Source organism: Mesorhizobium sp. M3A.F.Ca.ET.080.04.2.1, from assembly GCF_003952525.1.
In the GTDB taxonomy this organism is placed as follows: Bacteria; Pseudomonadota; Alphaproteobacteria; order Rhizobiales; family Rhizobiaceae; genus Mesorhizobium.
The window spans coordinates 1,394,228-1,410,265 of the sequence record NZ_CP034451.1; the positions used below are offsets into that span (position 1 = coordinate 1,394,228).

General features: G+C 65.4%; 19 protein-coding genes. 6 read left to right on the top strand and 13 right to left on the bottom strand.

What is annotated here, in order from left to right; all coding sequences use genetic code 11:
- Positions 1–91 precede the first annotated feature (91 nt).
- Both EJ074_RS06820 and EJ074_RS06825 read left to right on the top strand, forming a co-directional pair.
- Positions 92–355 (top strand): hypothetical protein, encoded by a 264-nt coding sequence (locus EJ074_RS06820; RefSeq protein WP_095808800.1) that lies wholly within the window; start codon positions 92–94, stop codon positions 353–355.
- Positions 356–461: 106 nt separating this feature from the next.
- On the top strand, positions 462–1,184 hold the full coding sequence (locus EJ074_RS06825; protein ID WP_095808799.1) for a 3-keto-5-aminohexanoate cleavage protein: 723 nt from the start codon (positions 462–464) through the stop codon (positions 1,182–1,184).
- A 278-nt stretch (positions 1,185–1,462) separates the two neighbouring features.
- On the opposite strand, the gene EJ074_RS06830 is transcribed toward EJ074_RS06825, so the two are convergent.
- The 3 genes from EJ074_RS06830 to EJ074_RS06845 form a co-directional block, all read right to left on the bottom strand.
- Positions 1,463–1,864 carry a GFA family protein gene (locus EJ074_RS06830; protein WP_095808798.1) on the bottom strand — a complete coding sequence of 134 codons (402 nt, stop codon included), beginning with the start codon at positions 1,862–1,864 and terminating at the stop codon, positions 1,463–1,465.
- Positions 1,865–2,242: 378 nt separating this feature from the next.
- Positions 2,243–3,301 (bottom strand): Gfo/Idh/MocA family oxidoreductase, encoded by a 1,059-nt coding sequence (locus EJ074_RS06840; RefSeq protein WP_095808796.1) that lies wholly within the window; start codon positions 3,299–3,301, stop codon positions 2,243–2,245.
- 53 nt (positions 3,302–3,354) lie between these two features.
- Positions 3,355–4,140, bottom strand: coding sequence for a ThuA domain-containing protein (locus EJ074_RS06845; RefSeq protein WP_095808795.1), 786 nt, complete (start codon positions 4,138–4,140; stop codon positions 3,355–3,357).
- A gap of 256 nt (positions 4,141–4,396) precedes the next feature.
- On the opposite strand from EJ074_RS06845, the gene EJ074_RS06850 reads away from it, so the two are divergent.
- Both EJ074_RS06850 and EJ074_RS06855 read left to right on the top strand, forming a co-directional pair.
- Positions 4,397–5,155, top strand: coding sequence for a DUF4239 domain-containing protein (locus EJ074_RS06850; protein WP_095808794.1), 759 nt, complete (start codon positions 4,397–4,399; stop codon positions 5,153–5,155).
- A gap of 120 nt (positions 5,156–5,275) precedes the next feature.
- Complete coding sequence (locus EJ074_RS06855) at positions 5,276–6,169, top strand: EamA family transporter (RefSeq protein WP_095808823.1); 894 nt, start codon at positions 5,276–5,278, stop codon at positions 6,167–6,169.
- A 3-nt stretch (positions 6,170–6,172) separates the two neighbouring features.
- Here EJ074_RS06855 and EJ074_RS06860 read toward each other — a convergent pair whose 3' ends face one another.
- The 5 genes from EJ074_RS06860 to EJ074_RS06880 form a co-directional block, all read right to left on the bottom strand.
- Positions 6,173–7,696 (bottom strand): DUF2778 domain-containing protein, encoded by a 1,524-nt coding sequence (locus tag EJ074_RS06860; RefSeq protein WP_245454803.1) that lies wholly within the window; start codon positions 7,694–7,696, stop codon positions 6,173–6,175.
- Between the two features lie 608 nt (positions 7,697–8,304).
- On the bottom strand, positions 8,305–9,555 hold the full coding sequence (locus EJ074_RS06865) for an NAD(P)/FAD-dependent oxidoreductase (RefSeq protein WP_095808792.1): 1,251 nt from the start codon (positions 9,553–9,555) through the stop codon (positions 8,305–8,307).
- A complete protein-coding gene (locus EJ074_RS06870; protein ID WP_095808791.1) occupies positions 9,552–10,274 on the bottom strand; it encodes a methyltransferase domain-containing protein in 723 nt (240 codons plus the stop codon). The genes EJ074_RS06865 and EJ074_RS06870 overlap by 4 nt, the downstream gene beginning before the upstream one ends.
- The gene (locus tag EJ074_RS06875; RefSeq protein ID WP_095808790.1) at positions 10,271–11,338 is read right to left on the bottom strand and encodes a type III polyketide synthase; all 1,068 of its coding nucleotides are present in this window, start codon (positions 11,336–11,338) and stop codon (positions 10,271–10,273) included. The genes EJ074_RS06870 and EJ074_RS06875 overlap by 4 nt, the downstream gene beginning before the upstream one ends.
- A 309-nt stretch (positions 11,339–11,647) precedes the next feature.
- Entirely contained in the window at positions 11,648–12,112 is a 465-nt protein-coding gene (locus tag EJ074_RS06880) for a DUF2231 domain-containing protein (protein ID WP_095808789.1), read from the bottom strand.
- A gap of 216 nt (positions 12,113–12,328) precedes the next feature.
- On the opposite strand from EJ074_RS06880, the gene EJ074_RS29625 reads away from it, so the two are divergent.
- A complete protein-coding gene (locus EJ074_RS29625) occupies positions 12,329–12,475 on the top strand; it encodes a hypothetical protein (RefSeq protein ID WP_095808822.1) in 147 nt (48 codons plus the stop codon).
- Here the strand turns inward: EJ074_RS29625 and EJ074_RS30710 are convergent.
- Positions 12,472–12,705, bottom strand: coding sequence for a multicopper oxidase domain-containing protein (locus tag EJ074_RS30710; RefSeq protein ID WP_348626990.1), 234 nt, complete (start codon positions 12,703–12,705; stop codon positions 12,472–12,474). The two genes, EJ074_RS29625 and EJ074_RS30710, sit on opposite strands and share 4 nt — an antisense overlap.
- A gap of 296 nt (positions 12,706–13,001) precedes the next feature.
- Complete coding sequence (locus tag EJ074_RS06890; RefSeq protein WP_129552859.1) at positions 13,002–13,250, bottom strand: hypothetical protein; 249 nt, start codon at positions 13,248–13,250, stop codon at positions 13,002–13,004.
- On the opposite strand from EJ074_RS06890, the gene EJ074_RS06895 reads away from it, so the two are divergent.
- Positions 13,249–13,953: an SOS response-associated peptidase gene (locus tag EJ074_RS06895; protein ID WP_095808786.1), complete on the top strand. Its 705-nt coding sequence runs from the start codon at positions 13,249–13,251 to the stop codon at positions 13,951–13,953. The two genes, EJ074_RS06890 and EJ074_RS06895, sit on opposite strands and share 2 nt — an antisense overlap.
- A gap of 49 nt (positions 13,954–14,002) precedes the next feature.
- Here EJ074_RS06895 and EJ074_RS06900 read toward each other — a convergent pair whose 3' ends face one another.
- The 3 genes from EJ074_RS06900 to EJ074_RS06910 form a co-directional block, all read right to left on the bottom strand.
- Positions 14,003–14,800 (bottom strand): hypothetical protein, encoded by a 798-nt coding sequence (locus EJ074_RS06900; RefSeq protein ID WP_095808785.1) that lies wholly within the window; start codon positions 14,798–14,800, stop codon positions 14,003–14,005.
- A gap of 208 nt (positions 14,801–15,008) precedes the next feature.
- Positions 15,009–15,488, bottom strand: coding sequence for a class I SAM-dependent methyltransferase (locus EJ074_RS06905; RefSeq protein ID WP_095808784.1), 480 nt, complete (start codon positions 15,486–15,488; stop codon positions 15,009–15,011).
- 286 nt (positions 15,489–15,774) lie between these two features.
- Positions 15,775–16,035 (bottom strand): hypothetical protein, encoded by a 261-nt coding sequence (locus EJ074_RS06910; protein WP_129552860.1) that lies wholly within the window; start codon positions 16,033–16,035, stop codon positions 15,775–15,777.
- Between the last annotated feature and the right edge of the window lie 3 nt (positions 16,036–16,038).

Sequence of the window (16,038 nt, forward strand, 5' to 3'; positions counted from 1 at the left end):
CGATCCGCGCAAAGCGGCCCAATGTGGGCTCGGTCACAGCAGCGGCGGGCAGCGGCTGCCATACTTCTCGCGATTGGCGATGGGGTATCCAATGAGGTTCGTGGCGGTGCTGGACCCGGCCGACAACTGGGCTGTGGTTGATACGACCAATGACGTACCCGCCGAATATGCGGGCCGCGTGCTCATCGGCCTGACCGTGCAGGAAGTTCGCTGGTTCACGGTCGCGGCCAATGAGGAAATTGGGCGCCGGGGAGCCAAGGCGCCCAGGCTGCGTCAAGGTTCGTGCAGCGAACACCGACAGCCAGGAAAAAACGCAGGCGAACAAAGCGATTGGGACGGCGCGCTGCCGCATTGATTCAAGCGGCGCGTGCTTGCGCCAAAGCCAAGGATTTCGCCGCGGCCATTTCCGGTTCCCCTGCCCTGCGCTAGACTCCCGCCAGCAGCAACAGGATTGCCTCGCCATGATCGTCCAGGCCTGCATCAACGGGGCACGCCCCGCCGATTTCCACCCTGCCCTGCCGCTCGACGCGCATGCCATGGCGCAGGAAGGCGCAGCTTCGGTCGCGGCGGGCGCCGCCGAGCTGCATGTCCATGCGCGCGGCGCCGACCGACAGGAAAGCCTGCAGCCGGAAGCGATGGACAGGACGGTGGCGGCGCTGCGCCATGCCTGCCCAGGCACGCTGATCGGCGTTTCGACCGGGGCCTGGATCGAAAAGGACGACCGGCGCACGCTGGCCGCCATCGCCGGCTGGCAGGAATTGCCCGACTACGCTTCGGTCAACCTCGGCGAAGCCGCGGCACCTGAAGTGATGGAAGCCTTGCGCGGCCGCGGCATCGGCATCGAGGCCGGGCTTGCCTCGATCGGCGATGCCTTGCGGCTGGCCAGCCTCGACCATGGCGGGCGGGTGCTGCGCGTGCTGATCGAGATTTCCGAGCAGCCGGCGGAGGACGCCTTTGCGGTCGCCGACAGCATCCAAAAGGTGCTGGAGCGCGCCGGCATCCACCGCTCGATCCTGCTGCATGGCGAGAACGCGACGGTGTGGCCCTTCGTCGAGCGGGCGGCGTCGCGCAAGTTTTCGACGCGGGTCGGGCTGGAGGACGGCAAGGAGCTGCCGGACGGCAGTGTTGCCGACGGCAATGCTGCGCTGGTGGCGGCGGCGGTGGGGATTTATCGCTCTCGGTGAAAATGGCCAGGCTGGCGGGACAGCGCCCCCCTCTAGCCTGCCGGCCATCTCCACTTGGGGCCCACTTAGGGGGGAGATTGGCACTTCACGGACGGCGCCCTTCCTTGAAGTGTTGGTGATTGGCGAAAGCGGGCGCGACATCGATCTCCCCCCTCGTGGGAGAGATGTCCGGCAGGACAGAGGGGGGCCGTAGAGTGCCAACCTTACTCAAAAATGATTGAAGGGGAGCGCCGACCCCCTCTCCGTCCCATTCGCGGGGCAGGAACCAAAGCTGGCAGTCACCCGAACTTCGCCAGCGGCTCGGCGTTTATCTCGACCCACTGGCAGCGCCGGCTGTCGTGGTAGAAGGACTGGAAGGGCGGCGGGAAAGACGGATCCGCAAAGGCGCCGACCGGGATGGCGGTAAGCCCGGGCTGTGTGTCGATGCGATAGTGGACGGTGGTCCCGCAATCCGGGCAGAAGCTGTAGGTGACATGGCCGCCCTGCTCGCCGACGCGGATGAACTGCAAGGCACGGCCCTCGATCGCCACGTCGGTCTCGGCAAAGCGCACATTGTAGCTGAAGGCGCTGCCGGTGCGACGCTTGCAGTCGAGGCAATGGCACACCGAGATGCGGACCGGCTCACCCGTGCAGGTGGCTGACAGCTGGCCGCAGCAACATTCGGCGCGACGCGTGACCATGCTGGCTCCTTTCGCTTCCTGCTTCCTGCACGAGAGGTACGGATCCAGCACCTTATGCAGTTCGGCGGTGTGGCGGAAGGATGCCAGCCGTCCAATTCCGCAATCACCGGGGTGGGCGAGTTTCCGATACAATCTCGTCGGTGTTCTCAATTGGGAAGTAGCCGATAGGCCGGCGGGACAGCGCCCCCCTCTGCCCTGCCGGGCATCTCCCCCACTTGGGGGGAGATTGGCAGCTCCGCGGACGGCGCCCTTCTTCGAACTTGGTGGTTGGCGAACGCCGGCGCGACATCGATCTTCCCCCTCGTGGGCCCCTCGTGGGGGAGATGTCCGGCAGGACAGAGGGGGGCGCCGTGGAGTGCCAACCTCTCCCTCCGAAACTCACTGCGTATCCGCCTTGGCCCTCAGTTCTGCGCGCTTCTCATCCGACACCACGGCCAGATCCAGCACCTTCTGCAGGCCCGCCGCGTGGCGGAAGCTTGGCTCGGTCTGCACACCGCTCCTGACTGCTTCGACGAAGCGCTGGTAGTTGGTCGGCACGGTGCCGGCGTCGAGCTCCTGCCATTCGGCGTTTTCGACATTGGCGCCGACACAGGCCTTCAGCAGCGAGCCGTCGAGATTGTGCACCACCTCGATGCCACCCTTGTCGCCATAGATGCGCAGCCTGAGCTCGTTGAGATGACCGCTGGCCCAACGGCTTGCATGCACGACGCCGAAGGCGCCGTTCGAAAAATCGAGCGTCATGGCGAAGCTGTCATTGGCATCGAGCTCGTACTCGCCGATGCGGTTTTGCGGCGCCTTGTCGAAGGTGCGCAGCCGGCAGAAGACATGGTCGATGTCGAGGGCTGCGCCATAGCTGGCGAAATCGAGGATATGGATGCCGACATCGCCGAGCACGCCGTTGGAGCCATGGCCGCGCGACAGCCGCCACAGCCATTTCGGATCGGTGCGCCAGTCGCCCCAGAATTTCGACACCAGCCAGCTCTGCAGATAGGATGCCTCGACATGGCGCACGGTGCCGATCTCGCCCGCCTGCACCATCTGCCGCGCCATCTGCAAAGGCGCGACATTGCGGTAGGTGAGGTTGACCATATTGACAATGCCGGCGGCTTCCGCGGCATGCGCCATCTCGTCGGCCTTGCCGAAATTTTCGGCCAGCGGCTTCTCGCACAGCACCGGCTTGCCGGCGGCGATCAGCGCCATGGTGGTCGGGTGGTGGATGCGGTCGGGCGTGACATTGGCGACCGCGTCGAATTGGCCCCAATCGATCGCGGCCTCCAGCGAGGTGAAGCGCTTCGGGATCTTATGGCTGTCGGCGAAGTCGCCGACACGCGCCGCATCGACGTCGACCGCGCCGACGATGTCGACGCCCGCGATGGCGCTAAAGCGGCGGGCATGTTCCTGCGCCATCCAGCCGGTGCCGAGTATCAAAAGCCGCATTGTGCTCCTCCGAGCGAAGTGTCCGGTTCAAATCAGTGGGGCGGAAAATCGGGTTAGCGGAAGCCCGCCTCGCCCGGCGCGTGCAGCTTGCCGCCGCGCTCGACGATCGGCTCCAGCGCCTTGTCCACCGGCACGTTCGGCGCGGCGAGGATGGCGGGCTTGGCCCCTTGCGGGTTGTGCGCCCACTTCACCGCATTGCGCAGCACCTTCTGCACGGTCGGATCGTGGTAGGTCGGATAAGTCTCGTGGCCAGGCCGGAAATAGAAGACATTGCCGGCGCCACGCCGGTAGGTGAGCCCGGAGCGGAACACCTCGCCGCCCTGGAACCAGGAGATGAACACCGTCTCCAGCGGCTCCGGCACGGCGAACTGCTCGCCATACATCTCCTCGTATTCGAGCTCGAAAAACTCGCCGATACCTTCGGCGATCGGATGGCTGGGGCTGGTCACCCATAGCCGCTCGCGCTCGCCGGCCTCGCGCCATTTCAGCGTGCAGGGCGTGCCCATCAGCCGCTTGAAGATTTTCGAGAAGTGACCGGAATGGAGAACAATCAGCCCCATGCCTTCGAAGACCCGGCGCGCCACGCGCTCGACCACCTCGTCGGCGACCGCACCATGGTCCTTGTGGCCCCACCAGACGAGCACGTCGGTTTCGGCGAGGCGGGATTCCGACAAGCCGTGCTCGGGCTGCTCCAGCGTCGCGGTCGAGGCGGAGATCGCGGTCTCGGCGTTCAACGCCTTGGCGATGGTGGCGTGCATACCTTCCGGATAGATACCGGCGACCAGCTCATTGGTCCGCTCATGGATGTTCTCGCCCCAGACGACAGCGCGAATTGTCATGGATAGCCTCGTGAATGCTGGTGGGGTTTGAGCCGCCCGCGGCCATAGATAAAGCGTTCGGCCGACATTGAAAGGGCTTTCAAGGCCAGCGGCTCTGTCAGGCAGATGCGAAGGGTCCGCGTGACAGCGTGACAGAACGGCATGCCAGCCTGAAAGGGTCCTTACCGAACAACAACATACACCCTTATGCTGCCGCTTTGATTCAACCTCGGCCGGGCCGATTGGCAAGCGCCCTTTCCCGTGCACAATACCGGCCATGGGAGAGGTGCTGATCGGATTGGCGATCTTTGCTTGTCTGGCCGGCGCGGCGCTGGTCAGCCTGATGATCTATGAGCATTTTCCCACTCATCATCGCCAGGACGACACCAGCGCCGTGGTGCGCCTTGCCGCCAACCTGTTCGTGGTGCTGTCCTCGCTGGTGCTCGGCCTGATGATCAACTCGGCCAAGAACACGTTCGAGGCCATCAATGGCAACGTTCACACCTTCGCCACCGATCTCATCCTGCTTGACCGTTCGATACGACAGTACGGAGCGGAGGCGGAAGGCGCCCGCCAATCGCTAATCGCCTATGCCCAGCGCGTCGTCGATACCTCTGCCAACGACCGCGACACGACCGTCGTCCCGAACAGGCTGTCGGAACTGCTGCTCAACCAGGTCGGCGACAGGCTGGCCAACCTGACGCCGCCGGACGCCAAGCACGTCGCCGCGCAGCAGATGGCGATACAGCAGCTGCAGAAGCTGATCGAGCAGCGCTGGATACTGGCCGAACAATCGGAGGGCGCCATCCCCGCCCCGCTGATCGCACTGCTGGTCGCGTGGCTGGTGCTGATCTTCGCCAGTTTCGGGTTCCGGGCGCCGCGCAACGCCACCATCGTCGGCACCGTCGTCGTCTCCGGGGCGCTGGCGGCGGCGGCCATCTACCTGATCATCGACATGGACGCACCCTTCACCGGCCCGATCCAGGTTTCGCCGGCGCCCCTGCAACGGGCGCTGGCGGAACTGACGCAACAGTGAAAGCACGGAAGCAGCCGGCGACATGATCGTCGCCCGGCCTTGCCGCCCAGGTCGCCGGCGCTTCCCAATCCGTCGCTGGCGATAAACTGGCAACCCGTCGGCCGTGCCACAAGCGCTGACATGACGAGAACAATCTCCACCCTGATCGGCTTCATCGCCATTTTGACCTGGTCGTTCCTGGCACTGCTTTCGACGGCAGCCGGTCCGATCCCGCCATTCCAGCTCGCGGCCATGACCTTTTTCCTCGGCGGCATGGTCGGCGTCGCCAGCTGGATATTCCGGCCGCAGGCGATCAGATCGCTGCGCCAGCCCTGGCAGGTCTGGGCGCTCGGCGTGGCGGGGCTGTGCATCTATCACTGCGCATATTTCTTCGCCATCCAGTCGGCGCCGCCGGTCGAGGTCAGCCTGATTGCTTATCTCTGGCCGTTGCTGATCGTGGTGTTCGCCGCCTTCCTGCCCGGCGAGAGGCTGCGGTTCCACCATATCATCGGCGTGCTTCTCGGGCTGGCCGGCGCGGTCGCCATCATCAGCAAGGGCGGCAGCGTGGGGCTGGCCGGCGGCATCATGCCGGGGCACATCATCGCGCTGTTCTGCGCCTTCGTCTGGTCAGGCTATTCGGTGCTGTCGCGCCGTTTCGGCCAGGCGCCGGTCGACGTCGTCGCCGGCTATTGCCTGATCACCTCGGCGGTGGCCTTCCTGCTGCATCTGGGGCTGGAAGAGACGGTCTGGCCGGCTCCGGCGGCGCAATGGGCGGCGATCGCCACGCTCGGCACGATCCCGCTCGGCGCCGGCTTCTATGCCTGGGACTGGGGTTGCAAGCACGGCGACATCATGATCCTGGGCGCGCTGTCCTATGCCGCGCCGCTGCTTTCGGTCGTGGCCCTGCTGGTGTTCGGCTTCGGCACCTATCACTGGTCGATCGGGCTGGCCTGCGCGCTGATCGTGCTCGGCGCGCTGACGGCGGCCAAGGACATGATCCTGCCGAAGCTAAAGGAGACCGCACCAGCCGAATAGCGATCAGCCCGAGCGCCCTTCCTGGGCGAGCTGGGTGGGCGACCGGGTCAGGCGCGGCACCACCACGAGGCGCTTGATCTTGCCCTTCTTGTAGGCGGCAAGGAAGCGGTGATAGTCCCTGAAGACGACGCAGCCATTGGATTCGGCGCGGCCGCCGCGCAGCATGTAGGTGTGCGCCAGCAGCCCGTCGCGGCCATATTTGTTCTTGCCGCTGGAAGGCGTCAGCCGGATCGCCTCGACGCCGTGGAAGCGCGATTCACGCAGCGACAGATTGTAGGTGTCGGGCGGCGTCGGACCGACATTCTTGCGGTTGACGAAGCGGGGCTGGTCGACCATCGAGCCCAATCCCGAATGTGCCTCGAGCTTCGACCCGTCCGGCATGTAAACAGTCTTGGCCGAGATGTCGTAGATGGCGACGCCATTGCCCGTCGAAGGCGCATTGAACAGGTTTCTGAAGGCATTGCCCATATTGCCGCGCTCGGGCGTGTCCGGCTTGGCATAGGCGAGCATCTCGGAGGCTTGCGGCTTGGTGCGCTTGGCAGGCTCACCGCTGATCGGCTTCGATCCCTGCACACCCGGAAGCCCCTGATCGCTACTCCTCAAGGAGCGCGGCGCCTGCGGGCCGTCCGCAGTGTCGACGGCGGCCGGTTGCGGTCTGGCGGCCTGTGGTTTTGCCGGCTGTGCTGCCTGCGGCTTCGCGGGTTGCGGCTTCGCGGCGTTCTGTTCGGGCGCCTGGGGCGCGCGGTCGAGCGCCGTGCGCGGCCGAAGGCCAGGCAAGTCGATGCTGTCGGGCAGCCCGTCCTGCGGCGTCAGCGAAGCGACCTGCACCTCGCCCTGCCCGGAAGCGGCGGCGCCACCCGCGGCGGCCGCCGGACCAGGCGCATCGCTGTCGGCGAGCGCGACGGCGGCCGGCACGTCGGCGGTCGCTTCCGGCATGACATTGGCCAGCGACAGCGCCAGTTCGGAAGCCCCCTGGACGTCGATTTGAGCGGAGCCGAAACGCGCTTCGGCCGGAGCGTTGGGTAGCCCGCCGCCGAAGCGGCTCGCCATCGGCAGGCTCGCCAGCAGCACGGGCGCGCTCTCGGCGCGCGCGAAGGCGGCGGCAAGTTTCTGTGGCGAAAGCCCGGCGCGCTTGACGACGCCGTCGAAGCGATCGGCGAGCGTTGCGGCGGAGGCGACCTGCACGGATTCGCGCGCGGCGCTGATTGTTTGGTGCGCCACACTGTTGGGCGCCGCCGGCTTCAGCCGCGCCGCCTTTCCGTCACGCGCGAAGCTCGTCGCGAGGCTGAGGCAACCCCTGTCGCAGCCGCCGGTGAGCGAGCCCTGCTTGTAGGCGCCGCTCGAGGCAAGGCGCGGCGTCCAGGCGTTGGCAAGCTGACGCCGCTGGTCGCCAAGCGTGATCTTGCCCGGCGCAAGCAGGCCCTGCGGCAATCCGTTGGAGGCGGCGGTGAGCGAGGTGCTCACCGAATAAAGGCCGGCCATTGTCGCCATGGACCACAGGGCGAGCGCGGCGCCGACAGCAGGCACCACAACCCAACGACCACCAGATTTCTTCGAAGTTACCCCCCCTTCAGGAGTGTCACCCCGGTTCTTCAAACGCAAAAACGCCATACGACCACTCTCAATCGGCATGCCGGTTTGCGGACCTGGCACCCGTCACGATCACAGTTCGCCTGGTGCCCCCTGCACCTTCACGCGTCTGTTGCCGATTGATTCAAAAGATGGACAAAGATGGTTAACCAATCCCTCCACCGATCGCCAATGTGGCGACGGTCCATACGAAAAAAGAGCCCTCCATGATCTCCGTCACGGTAAAAATGCTCTCCCTCACCCGCTTTGCTGCCCGTTTTTCCAGCATCTGTCAAGAAAGCGTGAAGACGGGAACCGCAGCAACCCGGGCGCGTAGAGAAGGATTAGGGTTAAAATGCGACCAAGCGGCCCGGCACTGGAACAAGCCGGGCGATGATGGCAGCCGGCAAAGCCGTCGAAAAGACCTGCCGCACCTGGCTCGGCAAGAAATTTCGCCCCCAAAAATCACGCCGCGAGGAAGCGGACCAGGTTTGTACAGACACGACAATTGCGATGCTGTCGACAAAAGCCAGATACAGTTGGTGCGGGCTGTGGCCTGGAGCGGTTCAGCTTTGCGCCAGGCGCCGATCGGTCAAACCGGGGACGGGACTCGTCTTGCCGCTGAGCCGCGCGCCCAAGGTCAGCGCCCGCGGAAAATGACGGACGACTGCTTGCATCAGGACAACGCCGCCCGGGCCAAGGGCCAGGCGGGCGATGGCCTCGGCAGCACGGACCCGCGTCGAGAACAATCTTCTCCAGGCCGCCTCATAGCGTCTGCCGGCCGCTTCCCGCTGCGCCCGCGCGCTTGCCGCCTCACCGAGTTCCCGCGCCAGAAGCCAGCCGGACTGGAGCGCCATCGATATGCCCTCGGCGATGATCGGATGCGACTCGCCGGCAGCATTGCCGACACGGAAGATGTCCGCTTCATAGCCGGCGCGGATACCCGGCCGGATCGGACCAGCGGCAAGCCACGGGCCGTCGAGGGAGGCTCCTTCCAGAGCGTCGCGGGCGCCCCGGCATGTCGCCCTGAGATGATGCTCGAGCGTTTCAGCCGCCGAGACATGGCCGCCGCGTTGGCGGGCAAGGCTGCCGCGCAGGCGGGCGAGCATGTCGCGCCTGATGCAGCAGGAGATCGACATGCGGCCATGGTCGGCCAGCACCATGCCGCCATAACCGCCAGGAAAGGTCAGCAGCGGCATCAGGTCGGGCGCAAGCGACGATCCGGTGAAATGCGCCTTGAAACCGAGGAGATCGCCGGGGCGGCTGGACTTGTCGAGCTGGCTCGGCAGCGGTCCCGGCTCCCACGAGCCGTGCGCGGCGGCGATCACCGGCGCCCGCAGGATCGTCGCCTCGTCGCGGGCGTCCATCGCCTCGATGCGTACCGCCTGGCTGTTGCCGTCGCGTTCGATGGCGACGGCGCGGCAGGGTTGGAACACGTCTGCGCCGGCCGAGCGGGCCGCGTCGAGCAGCAGCGTGTCCAATATGTCGCGGCCGAGCGCGCGGCCGAAGCCGTCTCCCGCCGCCGGGCCGGACCTCGCGCCCGGCATCGGCGCCTCGATGCTGGTCTCGGCGGAAAACAGCCCGACGCGGCGGATCTCGGGGCCGGCCTCGGCGCGCCAGGCATCGCCGATCCCGAGTTGGTCCAAAAGCGCGAGGTTGCTCGCCGAGATGTATTCGCCACATACCTTGCGGCGCGGAAACACGCTCTTTTCCACGACCGCCACGGCCCATCCACGGCGTGCGAGCGCCAGCGCCAGCGAGGAGCCCGCCGGGCCGGCGCCGATGACGATCGCGTCGTGGGTGGAGGCACGCCTCATCGGGCATCCCCGGGCGGCATCTGACCGGTGCCGACGAAGACGTGGGAGAAAAGGCCGGCGCGCCGCTCCTCCAGCGGCCGGCCGCCGGCAGCACTCCAGAGATCGGAAAGTTCCGTCCCGCGGAAGCCGGCGCGCACGCTCTGGGCGGCGTCATGCCTGGTCACGTCATTGGCGCCGATCGCCGGCAGAAGACGGGTCGCGGCCAGCGCGAAGCTGGCACGCAGCGGTTCCGTCGCCAGGATCAGCGGCGCCTTGCGCCGCAGGAGCGAGAACAGGCGCAACAGCCCATCGTCGTCGAAATGATGCAGGAACAGGTTGACCGTGATCGCGTCGAAGGTCCTGCCCTCGGTCCTCTCCGCCCAGTCGAAGACGTCGGCGGTGATGGTTTCGAGCTTCCATCCCAGGCCGGCGAAATCCGCGGCGAGGTCCGGCGAGACGAGGCCGACGCGGTCGAGCATCGTCAGTTCCACCGCGCGCCACTCTCTTGCCATGCGCCGGGCCACCTTGAGCATAAAGGTGCCATCGCCGGCACCGATCTCGAGAATGCGGCCGGGCGGCGTGACGATGAATTTCCGCAAGAGCGAGACCATGATCGGTGCCTGGAGCATCAGCGCGTTGATGCGGGCGAGATCGCGGCGCGAGCGCAGCGCGCGGGGATCCTCGGCCAAAAGGCCGTCAAGGATTTCCGGCACGAGGCTGCGTTGAGCGAGCGCGGTCACGAGACGGTCCTGAACAGCATGGTCTCGGCCGTCAGCCCGGGTCCGAACGACATGCCGCAGCCAAGGCGTCCGCCCGGCGCCTGCAGCATCTTCTCCATCACGAACATGACGGTGGGCGACGACATGTTGCCGTATTGGCGCAGCACCTCGCGCGACGGTTCGAGCGCGCTGGGCTCCAGGTCCAGCGCCCTTTCGACGGCATCGAGAATGGTGCGCCCGCCGGGATGCACGGCCCAAAGGTCGATCGCCTCCGGCGGCCGGCCGCCGAGTATGGCGTCCCTGTTGCTGCGCAACGCCTGCTGGACCGCCGCCGGCACCTGGCCGGACAGCACCATGTCGAAGCCGTGGTCGCGAATATCCCAGGTCATCAACGCCCGTTGCTCGCACGCGACGGTGCAGCGGAAGGAGTCGAGTTCGATGCCCGGCGGCTCGGCGGTGACCAGCGTCGCCGCGCAGCCATCGCCCCAAAGGCAGAAGGAGAGCAGCTTTTCCAGCTTGGTGGTTTCCCTCAGATGCAGCGTGCAGACCTCGATGTTGACCATGAGGACCCTGGCTCGGGGGTCCGAGCGCACGATGTGGCGGGCAAGCTTGAGGCCGTTGATTGCCGCGTAGCAGCCCATGAAACCGATCATCGTGCGCTCGATGCCGTCCGGCAGGCCGCAACGCGCAGCAAGGTCGAGGTCGATGCCCGGCGCGGAGAAGCCGGTGCAGGTGGTGATGATGAGATGAGTTATACGCGATGCCTCGTCGCCAAGGTGGAGTCCGTTGACGGCCTTTTGCGCAAGAACGGGTGCCGCCTGGCTGAACATCGCCATTCTGGCGGCCGTTCCGGGAAAGGCGCCGCGCCTGAAGGTTCCTGCAAGGTCGGCCGACGACCCTTCGGGATCGAGCGCGGGCGCAAAGCAGGAAAAGCGATGCTCGATGCCGGCGAGACCCGCCATGCGCTGGAATATCTTCCGGCGATCGGCGGGCAGCATGGAGGCCGCGTAGCGCAGGTAGAACTCATGGACTTCGTGCTCCGGAACCGCTGTCGCGATCCGGTTGATGTAGGCGCTGACGGGCATGTTCCTTCTCCTGGGCGTCGGGCGCGGTGCCACCGTTGCCCTGCTGCCGGAGGATCCTCGCTCAGTGCGGTGCCGCGCGCTGCTTCGTGCGCGCGGCTGATGCTGCAATACTCGACCTGGCACATGGCCTTCTCGATCGGCCATGCGGCGGTTCCGAGAACCGGGTCATGCGGTGGCGCCACGCACCAGTCGCGAACGCCGCGCCTCGAGCATTGTCTTGTCAGACAACGCTTTTGATGGCCATTTTCGTCCCACGAAATGGTTCGCAGCGATGATCGCCGCGGCGCTCACGGGCTGGCACGGCGGCCTTCAGCGCGATCCGCCCGGATCGTCGGCGACACCGACATGATGGCGGTAGACCATGCCCCAGCCCTTCCATCCGGTGAACAGGAGGATAAGGACGACGATCAGGGACAGCGTGAGGCCAACCGGAACCACGGCCGCCTCGCCGGTGGAGTATCGCGAATACCAATTGTAGAGTTCAATGAGCACGACAAGCACATTGCCGCCGGCGTGAAGCCATGCATCCCGCAGGTTGCGGACCTGGTCGTCGCCCAGCACATCGGTCAGCCCGGCAAGAGCGGCCAGGGCCGCCATGATCAGGCCCGCCCCGAGAAGCCAGAGCGTGGCGACGATCCAGCCAGGGTTGCCCGTCCGCCAGAAAATCAGGTCGCAAACGAAAGTCGCCACAAAAAAGGCGATCGGAAAAGGGATCAGCATCGGATGGATCGGGTGGCCGCCGATGCTGGCCGTGCTATGCGGATAGTGGGTCATCGCGACGTCTCCACGTTACTGGTGCGCCGACCCTGACCAGCGGACCTGGCCAGCCCGGCGACAGAGAGCCGAACCGCATATCAAACTCCGGTTGTAGAGGAATGTTCCAGCCTCCCGCGCACCGATCGGCGCAATTGCGCGGTCGGAATTGTCAGAAAATTAATCAGCGATTTCTAATATTATGGGTTAAGCGGCAACAAGTTGCGGCAACAGCCCATGACCAAGAACCTCGGCAACGCCAAGCCACATGAGCCAGGCACAGGCATAAAACCGTCGCTGCTCGGCAAAGTCGCACCCGCGCTGTTCCCGCTGGCGGTCGGGGCGCTGTGCTATCTCGTCGGCAGGCAGTTCTTCGGTTTTTAAGTTAAGCAATCCGCTGCCCGTCCAACGGAGGCCGGAAGTTCCGGTCCTCGTCTGCTGACGTCGATGAGCACCATCAGCCCGCCGCCGCCCTTCTCTTCGACATGGTTGTTCGTGGTGTGGTGCGCGATGTGGCAGTGGACCAGCCACTTGCCGGGACCCGCTGCTTCAAGGCGGCGGCCGGGGATCAACGCGCACCGAGGCGACACGTTCACGGGGCCGCGCAGGGTCAACCGAGGGATGCGCGAGTTCCAGGGTGCCAGAAGGCGCTCGGCAACTGGCCGGGCTCGGCCATTTGCGCCCCGCCTGCTGCTTTGGTCCTAGGGCCTAGGTCGTTCTTGCCCTCACATGAGCGCAAGCGCATGTTCGCATGAGCCGGCAGGCTCGCAAACTCCGGTCAGGCCCGGCTGCCAACCCAATACCCCCCCAGGCTGCCGGGCCGCCCGGCGCGTCACGGCCACCCGTCCTTCATCAAATCTGCCCATCCGACACGGCAGTTCGGCCTTTACCGAATGTTCCGCCCAGTCTCTCATTTTGGCGCACGCTTGGCGATGACGGTGCCGGCCTCGACGTCACCAGCACGATCGGCGTGCCGGAGGCTTTCACGCTGCAGGTCGGGCTGGGGCTGCCGAGGCGAGCCGCCGTCACACCAGCCGGCCTGACGCGCGCCGCGCTGCTGTTCGGCGCGGTCCTGCACCGGGCAGGCAGCCGCCATTGGCTCTGGCGCTTTCCCGGCAAATGCGGGAAACAGTCGGCAGCCGGAGAAACGCCGCCGCATGTGCAATCTCTACAACATCACCACCAGCCAGCAGGCGATCCGCCAGTGGACACGTGCGCTGCGCGACATTTCGGGCAACCTCGAGCCTTCGCTCGACATCTATCCCAATCAGGCAGCGCCCGTGGTGCGCAATGCCGCCGACGGCAGCCGCGAGCTCGCAAGGCTGCGCTGGGGCATGCCGACGCCGGCCGATCGCGTGCGCGGCAACGCCGATTCCGGCACCACGAACATCCGCAACCCGCAATATGCCCACTGGCTGCCTTTTCTCGGCATCGAGAACCGCTGCGTGGTGCCGGTGACGAGCTTCGCCGAGCCCTCGCCGACGCCGGGCGACAAGGATCCCGAAACCGGCGTGCAGAAGAATTTCTGGTTTGCGTTGCGTGAAGACCGACCGCTGTTCTTCTTCGCCGGCCTGTGGACGCCCTGGCACGGCGTGCGCAAGGTGAAGGAGGGCCCGGGCGACCACGAGCTCTACGGCTTCCTGACGACAAAACCCAACGCGCTGATCGCGCCGATCCACGAGAAGGCGATGCCGGTAATCCTGACCACGTCGGAGGAGACTGAGTTGTGGCTGACTGCGCCATGGTCGGAGGCGAAGAAGCTGCAGCGACCGGCGCCGGACGACGCGCTGGTGATCGTGAAAAAGCCGGCGACGCAGATCAAGTTTCCGGCCGAGCCGCCGGCGCAAGGGTCGTTGTTTTAGGGAGTATGGGCAGGAAATCGTCGGGGCGATGCCCTAAGGGATTTTGGCCTCAGCTCGACTTGCCTTCCAAGGCAGTGCGGATCCTGTCGTGGATGCATTTTAAGGATGGCCGAGTGGTGATGCCTGCCCTTGATCGGCCGGCAGGCTCACTTTCAGTTTCGCCGTCATAGGCGCATCGCATGACGTAATCCAGAATTACTGCGCTAACGGCAGCAGCAGGAATGTCTTTGATGGAAAAGGTACCTGCGCGAACTGGCAGGCCGTTAACAAAGCTCAATCCGCCAACGATGCAGTCCACTACCTGAGCATCCGACATTTTCCCGAAGCTGGGGTCCACCAGCACGAAGCCTGTTTCTGTCCAGCCAAAAGAAGTGTCCTTTCCAGCCATGCAGCCGTCGGAATTTCCGGTTCTCACTATTGCGTTGGCCACCCCATTGCTGGCCATCTCTGCTGCCAGTTGCTGTTGCCTTATGATGGGTTGCTGCAGGAAGCCGGGCATGATGATGACGTGGATGCTCGAGCCAAAGCTCGGCGGCCCTGTAGGATAGTCGACAGCCTGCCTTGATTGAAACTCGATCAGGGCGCGCCAGGCCAGTTTGGAATTGCCATGGAACCGGATATCTCGGTTGTTGGTGGAGAAGAGTGTCGGCGCTGACGTCTGGGGGAGAGAGTCCACATAGGCCAGGGCTGCTGCAAGATCAGACTTTGGGTAGACGCGAGACTCCATGGCAGAGCGAGACCATTTGCTGTAGCCAAATACAGCAACGGCCAGGAGCACCATTAATCCGAACTTTGCAAATAGCCGCTTCTCGTTGTCGTTGAGCGTGACTTTGTCGGAGGTCTCCATTTCTCACCAATAGCGTCGACTATTCCGACTTTCCATATGCTCTTGGGCCACCTGCAGTGCAAGACTGCCCCTACCCCCTCGCCTTCTGCAGCACCCAGATATAGCCCTTGGGCGGGTGATCCTGGTCGACGGTAGCAGTGGCCGCATTCGACGATGAGCAGCATGTTGGCCTTAGCCGCCCGGCCGGCGAAGCCGCGCGGAAACTGGACTAGTTCACGCGCCAGAGGAAATACGACCAGTCCGGCGTGTCGAAGGGCAAGGCGGTCCAGCGCGGCGACTGCATCGCCCGGTCGCTGACCACCAGGCCGCCCGGTGCCATCAACCCATCGATCAGCGCCGCCAGCCAGCCGGCCTGGGCGGCGTCGCGGGTGCGGTCCTCGCTGCCGAAATCGGCATGGGCCAGGACCGCGGGCGCGCAGCCGGACAAGGCGGACAGCGTTTCGCGGAACTCGCCCAGCACAAGGTCGGCACTGGCCGGCGCCGCTTCGGCCGGGGCGTGCAGGTCGCGGTCGAAGGCGATGATCCGGCGGTCCGGGAACAGCTTGCGCAGATGGCTGTAGGTGCGGCCCTTGCCCAGGCCGATCTCCAGCACCGGGCCGGGCAGGCCCCGTATCTCCTCAGCCGCCCGCTCCAGCGCCCGACGCTGGGTGGTGAGGCGGGCGATCATGCGGTCGAGGCGGCTGTCCATGGGGCGGCTCCGGGCAGGCTCGAGGGTGTCGAGGGTCGCCACTGTAGGTTCGGCCGGGGACGCCGTCGATCCCGAATGCGGCAAACCAAGCCTTGAACTCTTAAAGCGCGTCGCGCTGAAACGGATCCAGGCGACGCGCTTTTTGATGCATGTTGTTTTCGCAAAACCGCGGCACAGTTTTGCGCGACTTGCTGTAGGGCTATCGGACACAGCGCCTTGTTCTTGGAGATCCTCAAAATAGCCCGCGTCTTGAGCGATCGATACGCAGTTGGAAGGCATCTTGCGATTATCCCCTCGCCTTCTGCAGCACCCAGATGTAGCCCTTGGGCGGGTGATCCTGGTCGATGAACTGGGTCTTGATCTCGGTGTCCTTGCGGCCGCAGCGCTTGCAGCGGAAGCGGATCACTTCGAGCGGCTTGTTCCAGCCGACCACCTTGGCCACGTCGTTGGCCTTGAAGCGGCCGACATGGTAGCAGTGGCGGCATTCGACGATGAGCAGCATGTTGGCCTTGGCCGCCCGGCCGACGCTGTCCATGGGTCCGGCCATTTC